A 16,849-nucleotide genomic window follows, 5' to 3' on the forward strand; every position below is an offset into this window, starting at 1 on the left:
TTATAGCATTTGCTAACAAAGTGTAAAAAGCAAAAGAGCCTTCAAACCGGAGTTTGAAAGCTCTTAGCAATACTTAGTAAAGCTATTATGGAGTTGAGACATTTATTTTATCTGACCAAACAAACCCACGAAAACAATGTATGACGTTTCCCTGGAAATTCATAAAACCCTATACTACAAAAAGACTAATAAATAAATTATCAAGTCCCTTGGCTAAGTTAGATTTTTATACAGTACACTTATCTAATGCTTCTTCAAAGAGCATGATGGCACATACACATCATATTACCAGCGACTGCATATTCATTTATAGAAATAAGTTCAATTGCATCGTGTTCGTCTCAATATTAGAATTTGATTAGATTTATATTAGCATAGTATTTGAGATTGTTAATGGAGAGAGTCTTTTGTAAGTCTTTTTTTAGAAGTTGCTTTCAGATGATTAAGGATATGTGTTGCAGAGTAGAAATAATATTGAATTGCGTATACCAATGCCTTATCTTGAACTAAAAAATTGGGATGATGCCATTCATATGGGGCACCTGTCCCGATAAAAGCAAAGATTCCAGGTATTTCCTGTTGATAAAAAGCAAAATCTTCTCCTCCAAGCGTTACTTCAGGCTCGATAATATCTGCAAAAATCGAAACTGCTTCTTTTACTTGTTCGGTTAATAATAAATCATTATGGACAGAAGGAGGGCTCGGTACCCAAATAATCTCACTTTTTTGGTTTACTGCTCCAGCATAGGCGGTTACAATTTGTTCAAAAAGCTGTTTCGTTTTTTGTTGAATATCTTCTTTAAATGTTCGAATCGTTCCTTTTAAAACAACTGATTCTGGAATGACATTCCATGTGTTTCCACCATCAATTTTTGTAACGCTGACCACCACCGTATCTAGGGGAGAAACGTGACGACTCACAATAGTTTGTAAGCTTGTCACAATTTGACTTGCGGTTACTAAAGGATCATTCCCATTATGCGGGGCAGCTGCATGCGTACCAACGCCTGTGATAATCACTTCAAATTGGTCAACTGCCGCCATCAAATGTCCAGACTTGAGTCCTATCGTTCCTATTGGTAAATCCGGTTTATTATGGTAGCCAATGATTTGTTCTACACCTTCTAAAGCTCCTGCTTCAATCACTTGTCTGGCCCCACGATTTTGTTCCTCTGCCGGCTGAAAGATTAAGCGAATACGTCCTTTCAACTCCTCTTCTCGTTCTTTCAAAATAGCGGCTGCTCCTAAAAGTGATGCAGTATGAAAATCATGCCCACACGCATGCATCACGCCTTGTACTTTTGATTGATAAGGTAATTGTGTACTTTCTGTAATTGGTAAAGCATCAATATCTGCACGTAATGCAATAATAGGCCCTTCTTTCCCGATCTCCGCTACTACACCTGTTGCTAGATCCAATGGGAGAATGGGAATACTTCTTTCTTTCAAAAATGATTTGATGACTTCCGTCGTCCGATACTCTTCTCCAGAAAGTTCTGGGTATTGATGAATATCTTTACGAATCGAGATGACTTCTGCTAGCAATTCTTCTGATACATTCACTGATTAAAATCCTTTCCTACACAAAATTCATTTTTCTTAGTTCTTCAATATGACTCTCATGATAAATCGCCATTCCTGTTTTCATAGATTCAAAACCTAACTGTTTATACCAGCTAACCGTGTTTGGATGAGTATACAATGTAATGTTACATTTCGACAGATAATCAACAAACGTCTTAATAATAAACTTTCCAATTCCCTGTCCTTGATAGTCCTTGTCAACAGCAATATTATAGATCGCCGCTTGAGCAATATAATCAGTCAGTGCACGTCCACACCCAATCAGCTGATTATCCAAGAGAATAAATACCACTTCCTGACTATGTTCAAAAGCAAATTTTGTTTCCAGAACCGTGTGATTGGTCAATCCAAATCCTTTTAAAAGCTGATTTACTTCCGCCCAGTTGATATCTTGTGTGTCTCGTTTTACTTGAAAATCCATACTCTCTTCGTCTCCTTAAATAGCAAGTTTATGAATATGATCTCGATAATAAGTAGACAAAAACTGCTTGGTTCGTTCTTGTTTTGGGTGTTCAAAGACGTCTTCAGCAGTGCCGAATTCGATGATTTTCCCTTGATCTAAAAATAGGACATGGTCAGCAACTTTACGCACAAAATTCATTTCGTGAGATACTAGTAACATGGTATTTCCTTCTTTTGCCGCTTTTTTTATGGTATCCAAAACTTCGCCTACTAATTCCGGATCAAGTGCAGAGGTCGGTTCATCGAGTAGTAGTAATTCTGGTTGCATTGCTAAAGCACGTGCAATAGCTACACGTTGTTGTTGACCGCCGGAAAGATGTTTTGGATAAAAGTCTGCCCGCTCAATCATACCAACTTTTTTCAGCTGTTGCTCTGCAATTTCTTTTGCCTCTTGCTTAGAAAGCCCTTTTACAATCATTAATCCTTCCATCACATTTTCTAAAGCTGTCTTCTGTTGAAAAAGATTAAACTGCTGAAAAACCATTGCCGTTAATTTTCTCAATTGTAAAATATCAACTTTCTTTGCTTGGGCGATATCTAAGTGGAAATTATTTAGCTGAATCGTACCGGATTCTCCTTGCTCAAGGAAATTAAGCGAGCGTAACAAAGTTGATTTCCCAGCACCCGATGAACCAATAATCGCCACTACTTGTCCCGGCAAAATATCAAATGAGATATCATTCAACACCGTATTTTGATGAAATGTTTTTGTTAAGTTTTTAATCTGTATCATAACCAATCTCCCACCTTTCTTGCTCGTAGCTGAACGTTGTCCGGAATACTAATTTTCTTTTCTACAAACTGGATTAATTGTTCAACCATAATCGTTACTCCCCAGTAGATTACTGCTAGTGCCAAATAAACTTCAAAGTAGCGATAATTAGCACCAGCAATAATTTTAGCTTGGGCTGTCATCTCCACAACCGCGCAAACAAAGGCCAATGATGTTCCTTTTAACAGTCCGATTAATGTATTTCCTAAAGTTGGCAAAGCTACTACAAATGCCTCTGGTATAATCACGCGGGCCAACACTTGTGGATAAGTCATCCCTAAAGATTGTGCTGCTTCGATTTGACCCTTATTAACCGATTGCAGTGCTCCACGAATATTTTCTGAATTATATGCTCCTTCATTAACCGCAAATGTCACTAACACAAAAAGCAGCGAAGGAATATTATTAATATTAAAATCCGTGCCATTATTATAATTATAATACTTTAACAATAATGGGATTCCATTGTAGGATAAATACAATTGTACGATTAATGGTGTCCCTCGTACAAAAGATACAAATACAGCAAATATCTGTGATAGCACGGGGATTTTATTCATCTTTACGATTGCAATCAATAAACCTAGTAACAGTCCAAGTAACATCGATAAAATAGTAATTTCCAAGGTCATCGGCAAATATACCAATAACCTTGGAATCGAAGTAAGAACCGTTTCAAAATCAAATATTTTCCCCATTTAATCCCTACTCCTATTCTTTCGGTGCAAAGTCTTCTCCAAAATATTTCTCACTAATCTCAGTAATTGTTCCATCTTCAATCGCTTCTTTTAAAGCTGCATTGATTTCTTCTACAAGAGCTGCACCATCATCTGTTTTACTAATTAACAGGTAACTGTAAGGAGCACCGATTCTAGATGAGTCTTCTTCGCTCAATTCGATTAGCTTTAATTTTAAGCCATGTTCTTCAATAAACAAAGAAGCCATCGCTTTATCAATCAATTGAAAATCGTGCTTACCACTCTCAACGCCTTGTAAAACAACTAACAGTTCTGCTTCAGAGTAATTAATGTCGATGAGTGCATCTGGATTTTCTTCATTATACTTTTCCAAAGCCGTGGCATAATTCAAACCAGGTGATACTTCTGTTGATTTTCCTACAAGATCAGTAAAGTTATTAATTTCTGTTGATTCCTCTGCCACTGCAATCACATATTGATTTTTGAAAATTGCGTCTGAAAAGATGTATTTCTCTCTCCGCTCATCATTACTTGCAAAATTATTTGCTCCTACTTGATAACGATCTGTATCAAGACCAGATAATACAGAAGCACGCTCTGCTTTTTCAAAAGAAATATCATATTTATCTATTTTTTCAAATACCGCTTCTACAAGTTCAATATCATAACCAACCAGCTCGTCATTTTCATTTACATAAGTAAAGGGTTTTGGCGCACCAGATGTCGCAATAACAATTTTTTCTTTGCTGCTTTCTTCACCCGTTCCTGCAGCATTTGTACTTCCGCAAGCTGCTAAGAGCAACGCTCCTGTAAGAGTTAAAACTGTTTTAACTATTTGATTCTTTTTCATTTGATTTCCTCATTCCGTTTGAATTTTTCACTAGGAGTCTTACTTAATAAATAACGTTCTTGTGGCTGGTTCCATAAGGTTTCATAATCAATTTTGTCCCAAAAACGGGTGTTGTAATCAATAAAAATTGACTTTGGCTTTTCTGTGCTCTTTGCTAAATCAGCAAAATAAGTGTTGTTTTTAAAAGCCGGAATCTCATACAAATCTCTGGCATATCCCCAGATATTTTTAAAGTCCACAATGCGATTGCGAATTGGACCCAAGTTTTTAAAGTAACGAGTATCGAAACGCGCTAACGTTACAAATAAACGAATATCTGAATCCGTTACATAATCACCGAATAAAAACCGATTGTTTTCTAGGCGCTCTTCAATCTCATCAAAGGCTTGGTACAAATTATTGTATGCATCATTATATGCTTCTAAAGATTGGGCAAACATTGCTTTATAAACGCCATTGTTCACATGTTCGAATAGATAATCATTATAGGCATCGATTTCTTCCCGCAATTCTTCCGGATACAAATCCGGTGCATCTGGTGCTTGAAAAGGACGAAATTCTGTTTCAAAATAATTTGTTAGCCAGACATAGTCATTGTTGATGACTCTTTTCGTTTTTACATCCACGACTGCTGGTACCGTAGCACGACCTTTATACTCTGGATCTGCATTAGCATATAGTTCGCTTAAAAATTGGACATCTAAAACGGGATCCTTGTTTCCTTCATCAAAAACAAATTCCCATCCTAGATCTTTTTCACGGGGCGTTCTGCCTACTAAATTTACACTAATGACATCTTGAAGTCCTAATAACTCAATAGCAATCGATGCACGGTTTGACCAGTGGCATCCCTTTGCCCAAACTAAACGATATCGTCCAGCTTCAACTGGATTGTGTTCTTTTCCTGATCCAAAAGGCGTGTCAAAATGATTTTTCTGACGATGAAAATACCCCTTTTCATCAATTTCATTTACTAATTCGCTTGGCCTTTCCCGAACTTCTTGTACCATATTTATTCCTCTTTTCTAGTTAATTTTTCTCTACCATGTGCCATATTCCAATCCTCTAATGATGGTCCTTTTGGAAGAATTTTCGAAACAGTATTTTCTGTATCGATTGTTGTCGATAAAAAATAATGTTTTTTAATTGCTTCAAAATTAGTTGTGTCCCCAAAACCTGGTGTCTGGTATAAATCACGAGCATAAGCCCATAAATTTGGATAGTCTTTAATACGTTTTTTATTCACCCGAAAGGCGGTATAGTAGGCAACATCAAAGCGTGCTAACGTTACGTAGAGGCGGACATCTGCATCGGTTATTTCATTGCCGAATAAGTAGCGTTTGCTAGCTAGTCGTTCCTCTAGTTCGTCCAGACGTTTAAAGACTTTATCGTAGGCTTCTTCATATGCTTCTTGTGATCGAGCAAACCCAGCTCTATAAACGCCATTATTAATATCATGAAATATACGCTCATTTAATTGCCGAATTTGCTCCTGAAGCTCTACGGGAAATAAATTTGGGGCATTTTTTTTATGAAACTTCGACCATGCTGTCTCCAATTGATACGTTAATTCATGATAGTCATTGTTCACCACCTTTCCTGTTTCTATATCGACAACGGCAGGTACAGTTGGCCTTCCCTTATAATGTGGATCCGCTTTTAAATAGGCTTCACTGATATATTGAATTCCTAATAAAGGGTCTAGATGATTTTCGTCTAATGTAAATGCCCAATCAATATGATCTAATGGCGGGCGTAATGGATCAGCCTCGCCGACACTGATGACATATTCCAACCCAAGCAACTTGCGGACAATAATCGAACGATGAGCCCAGGGACAAACTGCTGACCATAAAATACGATATTTTCCTGGTGCAACTGGCAACTCATTTAATCCTTCACCGAAAGGAGTATGGAACTGATTCTTTTGTCGATTGTATTTTCCGTTCGCTTCTATCTCAACAGTTTTTAATGCACACATTGCGTTTCCTCCTCCGTTTACTCGAATCGATGACGGTCATGTGGTTCATTCCAAATGGAAATCTCTGGCCCTTTTGCAACAATGCCGTAGGGGTTATTTCCATGATTTCCCAATTGATAGCCTTTCTTTATTGCATCAAAATCAGTTGTATTACCAAAGCCAGGTGTTTGGTAAAGATCTTTCGCATAGTTCCAGATATTTGGAAAATCAATGATCCGATTGCGATTTGTCTTAAACACTAAATAGTATGCAACGTCAAACCGAACAAGAGTCACATAAAAACGAACATCAGCATCTGTGATTTGATTGCCGAATAAATAACGTTGTGTAGACAATCGTTCCTCTAATATATCCAACCTAGCGAACAGAGCATCATAAGCTTCTTCATATTTTTCTTGTGTTTTAGAAAAACCAGCTTTGTATACTCCATTATTCACTTCATGAAATAAAACTTCGTTAAAAGCATCAATCTCATCGCGTAATTCTTCAGGATACAAGTCAGGTGCGCCCTCTTTATGGAATTTCTTAAAAGCTGTTTCCCAATAATTCGTCAATTTAAAGTAATCATTATTTACTACTTTATTTGTTTTTACATCGACAACTGTTGGTACTGTTGCCCGTCCTTCATAAGTTGGATCCGTTTGTGCATAAATTTCTGGTAGATAGCGAATGTTCAGTACAGGATCAACTCCGCCTTCATCTAACGAAAACTCCCAACCTTTGTCTGTTCTTATTGGACTTGCAGTACCCACGCTGATAACATCTTGCAAGCCAAGTAACTCACGCACGATGATGGAACGATGGGCCCAAGGACAAATTCCCGCCACCAACAGTCGATAGCGACCTGCTTCTACCGGTAAATCTCCTGGCCCGTCTCCAAATGGGGTATCGAAATGATTTCCTTGGCGAACGAATGCACCTTCTTTTGAAATTTCATGGGCATCCTCTGTAGTAGCAACTGTAATAACTTTTATCTTTTCTGCCATTTTAATGAGCTCCTATCTTTTTCAAATTTTTCTCTGTATAAATAGTAGGAATACTGGATTCCAATTTGATACGTTCATTCACTTGATAACCCAAGCGCTCATAAAATCCTCTAGCTTGCACTTGACTTGTAATTACAATTTTTTCGTATCCTTGTGTCCGAATCACTTCTTCTACCGCTTCTATCAATTTTCTGCCATATCCTTGGAATTGAAATTTAGGAACAATTGCGACTCTTTCAATTTTTGCAAAGTCTGAGTGGGTGGTGTTGATCCTCGCTGTTCCTATACCGTTACCTTTCTCTGCAAGCAAAACATACTGATACGTTTTGCCAGCTTTTTCATCAAATTCAAGTTCAATGGGAATTCCTTGTCCAATAACAAATGTTTTCTTCCGAACTTCATAAACTAGAGCCAACTGCCAAACTTGGTCAACAACATAAATTTCCAACAATAAAAATCACCTCCAAAAAAATCCGCCCTTCTCTATCTTCATAGAGAAGGGCGGATTTTCCGTGTTACCACCTTCATTTATTGCTTCTTCACAGAAACAACCTCATTAAGTACATCACAAAAAATGCTTTATACTCAGTATTTTTAACGGGTACTACCGTCAATAGCTCATGTAACCACACTTGCCATTGATTGCTCAAAGACCATTTTCTTCTTGTTTCTTTCATCTATTCGCACCAAACATAGACTCTCTTTGCAAACAAACAAGAATACTTATCTTATCAATGCATTCTTTTGATATTTCATTTCTTTAATTGAATACTAGAATAGCATTGATTAGAAAATAATGATAATTGGTAAATTTTATCATCATCTATTAATTTTTATTATGGATAAGCCTGAATAAGAAAAGCGGACAAGTCCGCCTTGGCCTATGAAAAAAACTGATGAGCCACTTTCTTAGCCGTTTTTTAAACTTATGACTCTAACAGCGGCCTCATTATTTGCATCAATATCTCTGAAGAATAATAGTGCCATTGGCTCTCCCACCTCTCTAACTTCTTATCCCTTTTCCTGTATTAATCAGATAGTAACACACCGAATAGACAATAATAATAAACAGAACCAGAATCATAAGCGAAACCATAATCGGCACATCAGTCGTCCCCAAGAACCCATAACGGAAAGCAGAAATCATATAAACAATCGGGTTTACTTTTGATACGGTTTGCCAGAATGGCGGTAACATCGAAATGGCATAAAATACACCACCTAGATAAGTTAATGGTTGTAATACAAAGGTCGGTACAATCGACACATCATCATATGACTGTGCAAAAACGCCATTTATTAGCCCAGCTAGAGAGAAAAGAATAGCCGTCATTAATAATGTCAGAATAACAATTAACCAAGAGAAAACATTCAATGGAACAAATAATAACGAAATAATGGTTACCAGTGTACCCACCAGCAGACTTCTTCCCAATCCTCCTAGGACAAATCCCCAAATAATCACATGCGTCGGCACTGGGGCTACTAATAATTCCTCAATATTTTTTTGGAATTTTTGTGAGAAAAATGATGAAGAAACATTTGAGTAAGAACTCGTGATAGCTGACATCATGATTAACCCTGGTACAATAAACTCCATATAAGAGAATCCACCCATATCGCCTATGCGTCCACCAATCATTTTTCCAAAAATAACGAAATACAATGATGTGGTGATAACAGGTGGTACCAAGGTCTGTACCCAGATACGCAGGTAACGGTTTGTTTCCTTGATCGCTAAACTTTTTAGAGCTGTAAAATAAAGACTAAACATTTCTTTCCTCCAATTGGTGCTTTTCTTCTGTGATTTTCAAAAATAGTTCTTCTAAGCGGTTTGATTTATTCCGCATCGATAAGACTTTAATCCCTTGATTACTTAGTTGATTAAAGATGTCATTGACTCCTTGATTGCGTTCAACCTCTACTGTCAGCGTCAGGTCATCCTCAAATTCATAGCTATAGCCCTTGATTTCAGGTTTATAGTTATAGGCATCCAAGTCGAAAATAAACGTTTCATACTGTAACTTAGAAAGAAGTGATTTCATACTTGTATTTTCAATCAATGCACCCGATTGAATAATCCCAATATTTCGACAAAGCATTTCAGCTTCTTCTAAGTAGTGAGTGGTTAAAATAATCGTTGTCCCACTTTTATTCAATTCTCTTAAAAATGCCCACATATCACGTCTTAATTCGATGTCCACACCCGCAGTCGGCTCATCTAAGATCAGTAATCGCGGTTCATGCATCAGCGCTCGAGCGATCATTAAACGACGCTTCATTCCACCTGATAGCATACGGGCACGAACGTGTCGCTTCTCCCATAAACTCGATTGCTTGAGATACTTTTCACTCCGCTTAAGTGCCTCCTTACGTGAAACACCGTAATAACCTGCCTGATTAACTACAATTTGTTGAACCGTCTCAAAGGGGTTGAAGTTAAACTCCTGAGGTACCAAACCGATTTGCTGCTTTGCCCGCTCTAAATCAGTATCCAGGTCATAATCAAAAACTTTTACTTGCCCTGATGTCTTGTTGACAAGTGATGTAATGATGCCAATGGTGGTTGATTTGCCAGCACCGTTAGGCCCCAGTAAAGCGTAGAAGTCGCCTTCTTCTACAGCCAAATCAATCCCTCGTAGTGCTTCAACACCAGTCGCATATACTTTTTTCAAATCTTTTATTTCTAATGCGTATGTCATTTATTTGTTGTCTCCTTATGATATTATTCCTTATTTTAACATGTATTTGTCTTCTATGTGCGTCATTTAAAATAAAAGGGATTTAAGCGTTGTCCCTGCCACTATTAAGTCACGTTTGGGACTTTCACTCTTTAGAGTGTACCAATGCTGGGTAAACAAAAAGACGTTCACTTTGTTTGAACGCCTTTTTGTTCGATTGTCTCCCCACACCCAATTCAATTATCACCGAAACGGTAATGTGGTTTTTCAGTACTTTTTTAAGTTTTCTCTTTCTCCTATAAGTACGACCTGCTGGGAAAAGTATTTAGATTTGAGAACCTCTATAGAACATTTCTTTGTAGCAATACTGTACACTCCAAATGTAATTTCCCATCTCAAGCTTGCACTTTTATAAAAAAATAATATTCAGCTATACAACCTTCTTGATAAGCAACGTTAGTTGTTTCCGATATTCGACTCCCACTCATTTCACTGGTTTTTGCAGCAAGCTCGTAGTGTTCGATAGGCATTCCCATTGTACTAACATTGTTCGAGAACATTTGCTTCACAGGGTAAGCCATGACAAGTCCTTGAAGCTTTTTAAATCAAGATTCTACTTACATCCCTTTCAGCAAATTGACCATTTCAATCGCTGAGACTGCTGAATCATATCCTTTATTTCCAGCTTTCGTACCGGCACGCTCTATGGCTTGTTCGATATTATCTGTCGTCAAGACCCCGAATATTATTGGCACTCCTGTGTTCATTGAAGCCGTCGCTACTCCTTTTGAAACTTCTGCACATACGTAATCATAATGCGATGTCGATCCTTTAATTACTGCTCCTAAAGTGATAATGGCATGATACTTTCCTGAAGCAGCCATTTTTTGTGCAACTAAAGGAATTTCATAAGCTCCCGGCACCCATGCGACCGTAATTTCTTCCTCTAACATGCCATGTCTTTTTAAACCGTCCACAGCTCCGCTTAATAATTTTGATCCTATAAATTCATTAAATCGTGCAATAACAATACCAACTTTTATATCTTTTGCAATTAATTGTCCTTCAAGTATGTTCATTTTAATACCACCATTTATGTTATTTTTTTAATACTGAATACTTACCTTTTTTCTTAATAATTCAGATAATGATGCATTTTTTCTTGCTTGGTCTTTAGATAGCTTTCATCTTCTGTAAAAGCCTCCATTTGAAGCGGAATTCTTTCTACAATATCTAAACCATATTTATTCATGCTTTCTACTTTCAAAGGATTGTTGGTCATCAGTCGTAGTTGCGAAACACCTAAATCATCAAAAATTTGTTTGCATTCATAATATTCTCGCAAATCAGCTGGAAAGCCAAGCGCCAAGTTAGCTTCAATTGTATCGTGTCCTTGATCTTGTAATGCATAAGCTCTTATTTTATTTACCAAACCAATTCCACGTCCTTCTTGACGCATGTAAATCAAAATCCCTCTTCCTTCATCAGCAATACTTTTCATTGCTGCATCCAACTGTTGTCCGCAGTCACATTTTTTAGAACCAAATACATCTCCTGTCAAACATTCTGAATGAATACGACAAAGTACCGGTTCACCCTCACTGACTTCCCCCATAACCAAGGCGATATGGTGCTCACCACTTACCTCATGTTCATAAGCATAGATTTCAAAATCACCATATTTAGTAGGTAACAGTGCTTGAGATTGGCAGAAAATAACCTGTTCTTTGATTTTACGATACTCAATTAAATCAGCAATTGTACCGATTTTTAACTCATGAAGATTAGCTAAAGCCATTAAATCATCTCTTCTTGCCATCGATCCATCTTCATTCATGATTTCACAACACAGGCCAACAGGTTCCAAACCTGCTAAACGCATTAAATCAACCGTTGCCTCTGTATGTCCATTTCGCACCAGTACACCTCCATCAACCGCTTCTAGCGGGAACATATGGCCGGGCCTTCTAAAATCTTCCGACTTTGCATCCTTGGACACCAGCTTCATAGCCGTCAGGGACCGTTCTCCAGCTGAAATACCTGTTGTAGTATCCACATGATCCACTGAAACAGTAAATGCAGTCCCGTGATTATCTGTACTATTTAGGCTCATTTGAGGCAATGCTAATCTTTTTGTATAGCTTTTAGGCATTGGCATACAAATTAGACCTTTGGCATAACTAGCCATGAAGTTTATATTTTCTTTAGTAGCAAATTCAGCAGCACAAATGATATCTCCTTCATTTTCTCTATCTTCATCATCCACTAATATAATGTTTTTCCCTTCTCTTAAATCATCAAGCAATTCTTCAATCGTATTAAACATGTCCCTCTCCATTCCGTTCTAAAAGAACCCATTCTCTCTTAATAACTCCGCTGTTACTTGTCCCTCTTGAACATCCTCTTTGGAATCCAATCCTAGTAACTTCTCAACATACTTTCCAATCATATCGCATTCAAGGTTTACGGTATCACCCATTTTCTTTTGTAATAGGATTGTCTCTTCCCCTGTATGAGGAATAATAGAGACTTTGAAAAACTGATCATTCACCGTGACTACTGTCAAACTAACACCATCAATGGCTATGGAACCCTTCTCGATAATGTAACGCAATAATTCCGGAGCTGTTTCAATCGTAATCCAAACGGCATTATCGTCACGCTTCAAGTTTCTAATCTTCCCTGTTCCATCGATATGCCCGCTAACTATATGGCCGCCAAGTCGCGTTGCCAAACTTAATGCTCGTTCCAAGTTCACGTAACTTCCAGGTACTAATTCCCCTATGTTAGTCCTGTTCAAGGACTCGGACATGACATCTGCCTCAAAAAAATCATTTCCTACTTTCGTCACCGTCAAACAAATACCATTTGTGGAGATGCTATCTCCGATACGAGTACCTTGTAATACTTTTTGTCCCTTTATTTTGAGTATCGAGGATTTTCTACCTCGTTTAATTGATTGAATGGTTCCCACTTCTTCAACAATTCCAGTAAACATCGTATTCCTCCATTCAATTTTTTCTCTTTATTTAGCAATATACCCTTCCACAAATAAATCTTCCCCGACCATCACAGCTGTCATCCGTTCAATTTGGAATACATTTTTTAATGAGTGAATCCCCGCTCCTTCTACAGCAGTCTTAGCCTCTTTCCCTCCGATTATTTTTGGTGCAATGTAAAATTGTATTTTGTCCACAATCCCTTCTTCCAAGGCTGAAAAATTCAGAGTTGCCCCACCTTCTAACAAGATACTATCGATGCCCCTAGCGCCTAATATATTCATTAATTCTCGTAAATGAACTCTTCCGTGTTTTTCTTTTGTTACAATCACTTCAATACCCATTTGTTTTAACATGTCTATTTTTTCTTTACGAGCTCTTCTTGTGGTCGCCACTATTGTCTTTGCTTCATCTTGTTGAGTTAGTACCTTTGAAGTGCTTGGAATCCTTAGCTGACTATCGACAACAATTCTAATAGGATTACGACTGTTCGTTATCCTGGAGGTTAGTCGAGGATTATCTTTGATAACCGTTTCTACTCCTACCATAATTCCCGATAGTTCGTGGCGCAAGGAGTGCACTTGTCTCCTGGATGTTTCGCCAGAAATCCATTGAGATTCATCAGTCACTGTGGCTGTCTTTCCATCTAGAGACATCGCGTTTTTCATAAACACAAATGGTTCTTTGGTAACAATGAATTTCATGAAAATCTCATTCAATTTTTGGCACTCTTCTTCTAACACACCTGTAACCACTTCAACTCCATTGCTACGAAGTTTTTCGATTCCCTTTCTTGCAACTAGCGGATTGGGATCGAGTGTCCCCACGACTACTCGTTTGATTTTCTTGTCTACTAGTAAGTTAGAACAAGGAGGTGTTTTCCCAAAATGAAAACAAGGTTCTAACGTCACATACAACGTTGCTCCAGCCACATCCTCTTTTGCAGATTCAATAGCATTTACTTCCGCGTGAGCCTGCCCATATTTTTGGTGGTATCCCTGCCCGATAACTTTTCCATTTTTCACTATTACAGCACCCACTAAGGGATTGGGAGATGTCCAACCTTTCCCTTTTTTTGCTAAGTTCAGTGCCATCCTCATATATTGATCATCCAATCATCTCACTCCTTCCAAAATAAAAAAGCCCTCAAGATTTTATCTCAGGGCTTTTGTCATTCTGTTTGTAAAGACACCACAAATAAATCCATATACTTTCGCATGTGGTTGTTGTTCTTTTAAACTGACGTCTTCTTTCATCCAGACTGTACTGTCGGCTTCGGAATCTAACCGAATCTGCCTCGCGGCTCGTGGGCTTTACCACCGGTAGGGACTTGCACCCTGCCCTGAAGACTATTTAATTTTTATGTTACTATACAAAAAAAGCTCCAGAATTTTATATCCAGGGCTTCGGCTTATAGTTAAATAAGACTATTTAATAATTGCTTCACAAACCCATAATCGCTACATGTTAAAAAAAGGTTGTGGGTATCTTAACTTCTCTGCAACTATCCTGCCTTCGCTTTATCCAGACTATACTGTCGGCTTCGGAATCTAACCGAATCTGCCTTACGGCTCGTGGGCTTTACCACCGGTAGGGACTTGCACCCTGCCCTGAAGACTATTTTTTGTAATGTCAGGATATATCGAAATACAATAGATGTCAATATCTTTTCCTTTAATTTTCTAAACTGTTTGCAAAAAACATACATACTTAGCCCATCTGACAGCTCTTTAAAAGCTGATCGGCGAATGTCCATATCTGAGTTCATAGATAGCTCGGGGAGTAGTTAAAAGGGGTCTCAGTTGCGCGAGTGCTTTCTCAACCGCAGATCTAATTTCACGTTTTTCGGTAATAAATTTCTATTAAAGACTCCTTCATCCGTTATGATATTCTTAGTTATTTTCCTGTACTCTTTAATAAAGAATACAAGTTGAGTCTTTCGAGAATAGTTTATTTTCTAAATTAGTTTTATAATCGACATAATTTTTTTATCAAAAGATAGTTATTTTTTGAGAACTGTAATACAATATAAAGATAGCGACAAACAGTCTAGGAAAGGAAAAGAAGATTGCACAGCCTTCTTCAGCGATTAAAATGATTAACTGGTTTAAAAAATGGCATATGGAAGCCACCTTTATTTATGAACAAGATCCATCCTGTCAAAGTGTCTGGGAAGCTTTCTTTCTTTTCCCCAGTATAAAAGCACTAAAGAAACACCAACGCGCACACCATCATTATTTGAAAAAACGCTATACTTATGCTAGATGGCTATCTGAACGTGCTAAATTTCAAACGGGTATTGAAATACATCCTGGCGCATCGATAGGAGACAACTTATTTATTGACCATGGTATGGGCGTTGTTATTGGCGAAACAGCCATTATCGGTGACCGTGTGAAGCTTTATCACGGCGTTACATTAGGTGGAACCGGTAAAGACAAAGGAGTTAAACGCCACCCAACAGTGGAAAATGATGTTGAAATCGGTGCAGGTGCGACCGTTTTAGGTAATGTCACCATTGGTCACCATAGTAAAGTGGGTGCCGGCGCAGTTGTTTTAGCTGACGTTCCGCCCTATTCCACGGCGGTTGGGATGCCTGCCCGCATTATTCCACACGATGAGAGACGGCAGTTAGATTAAAATTAAATAAAAATAAATTTGACTCTTTCTCATTATTTTGTTATATTTCTAAACAATATCAACAGACAGTGAAAAGAAGAGTACAGTTATTTAGCCTCCATAGCGAGTCCGGTCGGTGAAAAAGGATGAGGTCAACTAATTGGAAGTGCATCTTGGAGTCACATCATCGAGCGAATAGCCAGATGGTGTCGGGACTTGCCCGTTATCGCAAACTGCTATAAGTATGTAGTGGAATGAGATGGAACAGCAATTGTTCCATACGATTAAGGTGGAACCGTGAAGATGCTTCTTTGCCCTTAAAAACAGTGATTGGACTGTTTTTAAGGGCTTTTTTTCTGTCAAAAAATAATAGATAGAATGGAGAATGAAGATGAGAAAATTAGCGTTATCAGTATTGGCATTAGTAAGTTTGGTATTAACTGCTTGTGGATCAAGCGGTGCGTCCGAAGAATCGAAAACAATTACAGTTGGTACCTCTCCTGGCCCTTATAGTGAATTATTTTTAGATCATATCGTTCCTATTTTAGAAGAAGATGGGTTTCAAATTGAGGTTGTTGAATTCTCAGACTTACGCTCAGCTGACGTTGCCCTTCAAGAAGGTGCGGTTGACGTCAATGTTGATCAGCATATTGCTTATATGGAGAACTTTAATGCAGAAGCGGACGCTGACCTGACTGCTATTACGCCAATACCGACTGTGCCAACTGGCCTTTATTCCAGCTCGAAAGATAGTGTTGAGGAGATTGAAAAAGGTGACAAAGTTGCTATTCCAGACGATGCGTCTAATGCGGCACGCGCCCTTCTCTTACTTGAAAAATCAGGTTGGATTAAATTGGATGAATCCGTTGAAGCAATGTCGTCAACAACTAGTGATATTGTCGAAAATCCGTATGAACTTGATATTATCGAAATGAGCTCTGCACAAATTCCTCGTTCACTAGATGACTTGGATTACGGCGTTATTCCAGGGAGTATGCTCTATGCAGCAGGTATGAGCTCGAATGATAGTTTGCTCAACGAAGACATTTTACCTCACCTTGTTTTACACGCTGTTGTTGATGGTAAAAATGCCGAAACAGATTGGGCAAAAGCCATTGTCGCTGCCTATCAATCTGATGCCTTTTTAGAAAAAATGGATCAAGTTAATGCTGATAATTATTGGTTTATTCCTGATGAATTAAAATAAGGATAACTAC

17 protein-coding genes, 2 riboswitches and 1 other annotated feature are annotated in these 16,849 nt (G+C 38.1%); of the genes, 2 read left to right on the forward strand and 15 right to left on the reverse strand.

What is annotated here, in order from left to right; genetic code table 11:
• Positions 1–390 precede the first annotated feature (390 nt).
• The 15 genes from G7057_RS02170 to ribD all read right to left on the reverse strand — a co-directional run bounded on the left by G7057_RS02170 (position 391) and on the right by ribD (position 14,128).
• Positions 391–1,563, reverse strand: coding sequence for an amidohydrolase (locus tag G7057_RS02170; protein ID WP_166160989.1), 1,173 nt, complete (start codon positions 1,561–1,563; stop codon positions 391–393).
• A 16-nt stretch (positions 1,564–1,579) separates the two neighbouring features.
• On the reverse strand, positions 1,580–2,005 hold the full coding sequence (locus tag G7057_RS02175; RefSeq protein ID WP_166160991.1) for a GNAT family N-acetyltransferase: 426 nt from the start codon (positions 2,003–2,005) through the stop codon (positions 1,580–1,582).
• Between the two features lie 15 nt (positions 2,006–2,020).
• Complete coding sequence (locus G7057_RS02180) at positions 2,021–2,779, reverse strand: amino acid ABC transporter ATP-binding protein (protein WP_166160993.1); 759 nt, start codon at positions 2,777–2,779, stop codon at positions 2,021–2,023.
• Positions 2,776–3,516 carry an amino acid ABC transporter permease gene (locus G7057_RS02185; RefSeq protein ID WP_166160995.1) on the reverse strand — a complete coding sequence of 247 codons (741 nt, stop codon included), beginning with the start codon at positions 3,514–3,516 and terminating at the stop codon, positions 2,776–2,778. Before G7057_RS02185 ends, G7057_RS02180 begins: the two co-directional genes overlap by 4 nt.
• A gap of 13 nt (positions 3,517–3,529) precedes the next feature.
• Positions 3,530–4,366, reverse strand: coding sequence for a transporter substrate-binding domain-containing protein (locus G7057_RS02190; protein WP_166160997.1), 837 nt, complete (start codon positions 4,364–4,366; stop codon positions 3,530–3,532).
• Positions 4,363–5,376, reverse strand: a complete 1,014-nt coding sequence (locus G7057_RS02195; protein ID WP_076765032.1) for a glutathione S-transferase C-terminal domain-containing protein — start codon at positions 5,374–5,376, stop codon at positions 4,363–4,365. The genes G7057_RS02190 and G7057_RS02195 overlap by 4 nt, the downstream gene beginning before the upstream one ends.
• A gap of 2 nt (positions 5,377–5,378) precedes the next feature.
• Entirely contained in the window at positions 5,379–6,347 is a 969-nt protein-coding gene (locus G7057_RS02200; RefSeq protein WP_166160999.1) for a glutathione S-transferase family protein, read from the reverse strand.
• Positions 6,348–6,364: 17 nt separating this feature from the next.
• Positions 6,365–7,333 carry a glutathione S-transferase family protein gene (locus tag G7057_RS02205; protein ID WP_166161001.1) on the reverse strand — a complete coding sequence of 323 codons (969 nt, stop codon included), beginning with the start codon at positions 7,331–7,333 and terminating at the stop codon, positions 6,365–6,367.
• A gap of 1 nt (position 7,334) precedes the next feature.
• On the reverse strand, positions 7,335–7,784 hold the full coding sequence (locus tag G7057_RS02210; RefSeq protein WP_166161003.1) for a GNAT family N-acetyltransferase: 450 nt from the start codon (positions 7,782–7,784) through the stop codon (positions 7,335–7,337).
• A 43-nt stretch (positions 7,785–7,827) separates the two neighbouring features.
• Positions 7,828–8,077: a binding site (T-box leader), on the reverse strand.
• A gap of 259 nt (positions 8,078–8,336) precedes the next feature.
• Positions 8,337–9,107, reverse strand: a complete 771-nt coding sequence (locus G7057_RS02215; protein ID WP_076765026.1) for an ABC transporter permease — start codon at positions 9,105–9,107, stop codon at positions 8,337–8,339.
• Positions 9,100–10,035, reverse strand: coding sequence for an ABC transporter ATP-binding protein (locus tag G7057_RS02220; RefSeq protein ID WP_166161005.1), 936 nt, complete (start codon positions 10,033–10,035; stop codon positions 9,100–9,102). The genes G7057_RS02215 and G7057_RS02220 overlap by 8 nt, the downstream gene beginning before the upstream one ends.
• A gap of 596 nt (positions 10,036–10,631) precedes the next feature.
• The gene (gene ribH, locus G7057_RS02225; RefSeq protein WP_126108847.1) at positions 10,632–11,093 is read right to left on the reverse strand and encodes a 6,7-dimethyl-8-ribityllumazine synthase; all 462 of its coding nucleotides are present in this window, start codon (positions 11,091–11,093) and stop codon (positions 10,632–10,634) included.
• Between the two features lie 53 nt (positions 11,094–11,146).
• Positions 11,147–12,340: a bifunctional 3,4-dihydroxy-2-butanone-4-phosphate synthase/GTP cyclohydrolase II gene (locus G7057_RS02230; RefSeq protein ID WP_166161007.1), complete on the reverse strand. Its 1,194-nt coding sequence runs from the start codon at positions 12,338–12,340 to the stop codon at positions 11,147–11,149.
• A gap of 18 nt (positions 12,341–12,358) precedes the next feature.
• Positions 12,359–13,012 carry a riboflavin synthase gene (locus G7057_RS02235; protein ID WP_166161009.1) on the reverse strand — a complete coding sequence of 218 codons (654 nt, stop codon included), beginning with the start codon at positions 13,010–13,012 and terminating at the stop codon, positions 12,359–12,361.
• Between the two features lie 27 nt (positions 13,013–13,039).
• On the reverse strand, positions 13,040–14,128 hold the full coding sequence (gene ribD, locus G7057_RS02240; protein WP_166161011.1) for a bifunctional diaminohydroxyphosphoribosylaminopyrimidine deaminase/5-amino-6-(5-phosphoribosylamino)uracil reductase RibD: 1,089 nt from the start codon (positions 14,126–14,128) through the stop codon (positions 13,040–13,042).
• 125 nt (positions 14,129–14,253) lie between these two features.
• Positions 14,254–14,367, reverse strand: a riboswitch (FMN riboswitch).
• A gap of 153 nt (positions 14,368–14,520) precedes the next feature.
• Positions 14,521–14,635: riboswitch (FMN riboswitch) on the reverse strand.
• 472 nt (positions 14,636–15,107) lie between these two features.
• Between ribD and epsC the strand changes: the two genes are divergently transcribed.
• Positions 15,108–15,653: a serine O-acetyltransferase EpsC gene (gene epsC / locus G7057_RS02245; protein ID WP_166161013.1), complete on the forward strand. Its 546-nt coding sequence runs from the start codon at positions 15,108–15,110 to the stop codon at positions 15,651–15,653.
• A 370-nt stretch (positions 15,654–16,023) separates the two neighbouring features.
• Positions 16,024–16,839 (forward strand): MetQ/NlpA family ABC transporter substrate-binding protein, encoded by an 816-nt coding sequence (locus tag G7057_RS02250; RefSeq protein WP_166161015.1) that lies wholly within the window; start codon positions 16,024–16,026, stop codon positions 16,837–16,839.
• The last annotated feature ends 10 nt before the right edge of the window (positions 16,840–16,849 follow it).

Origin of the sequence: Jeotgalibaca arthritidis (assembly GCF_011100465.1) — a bacterium.
GTDB classification, from domain to species: Bacteria; Bacillota; Bacilli; order Lactobacillales; family Aerococcaceae; genus Jeotgalibaca; species Jeotgalibaca arthritidis.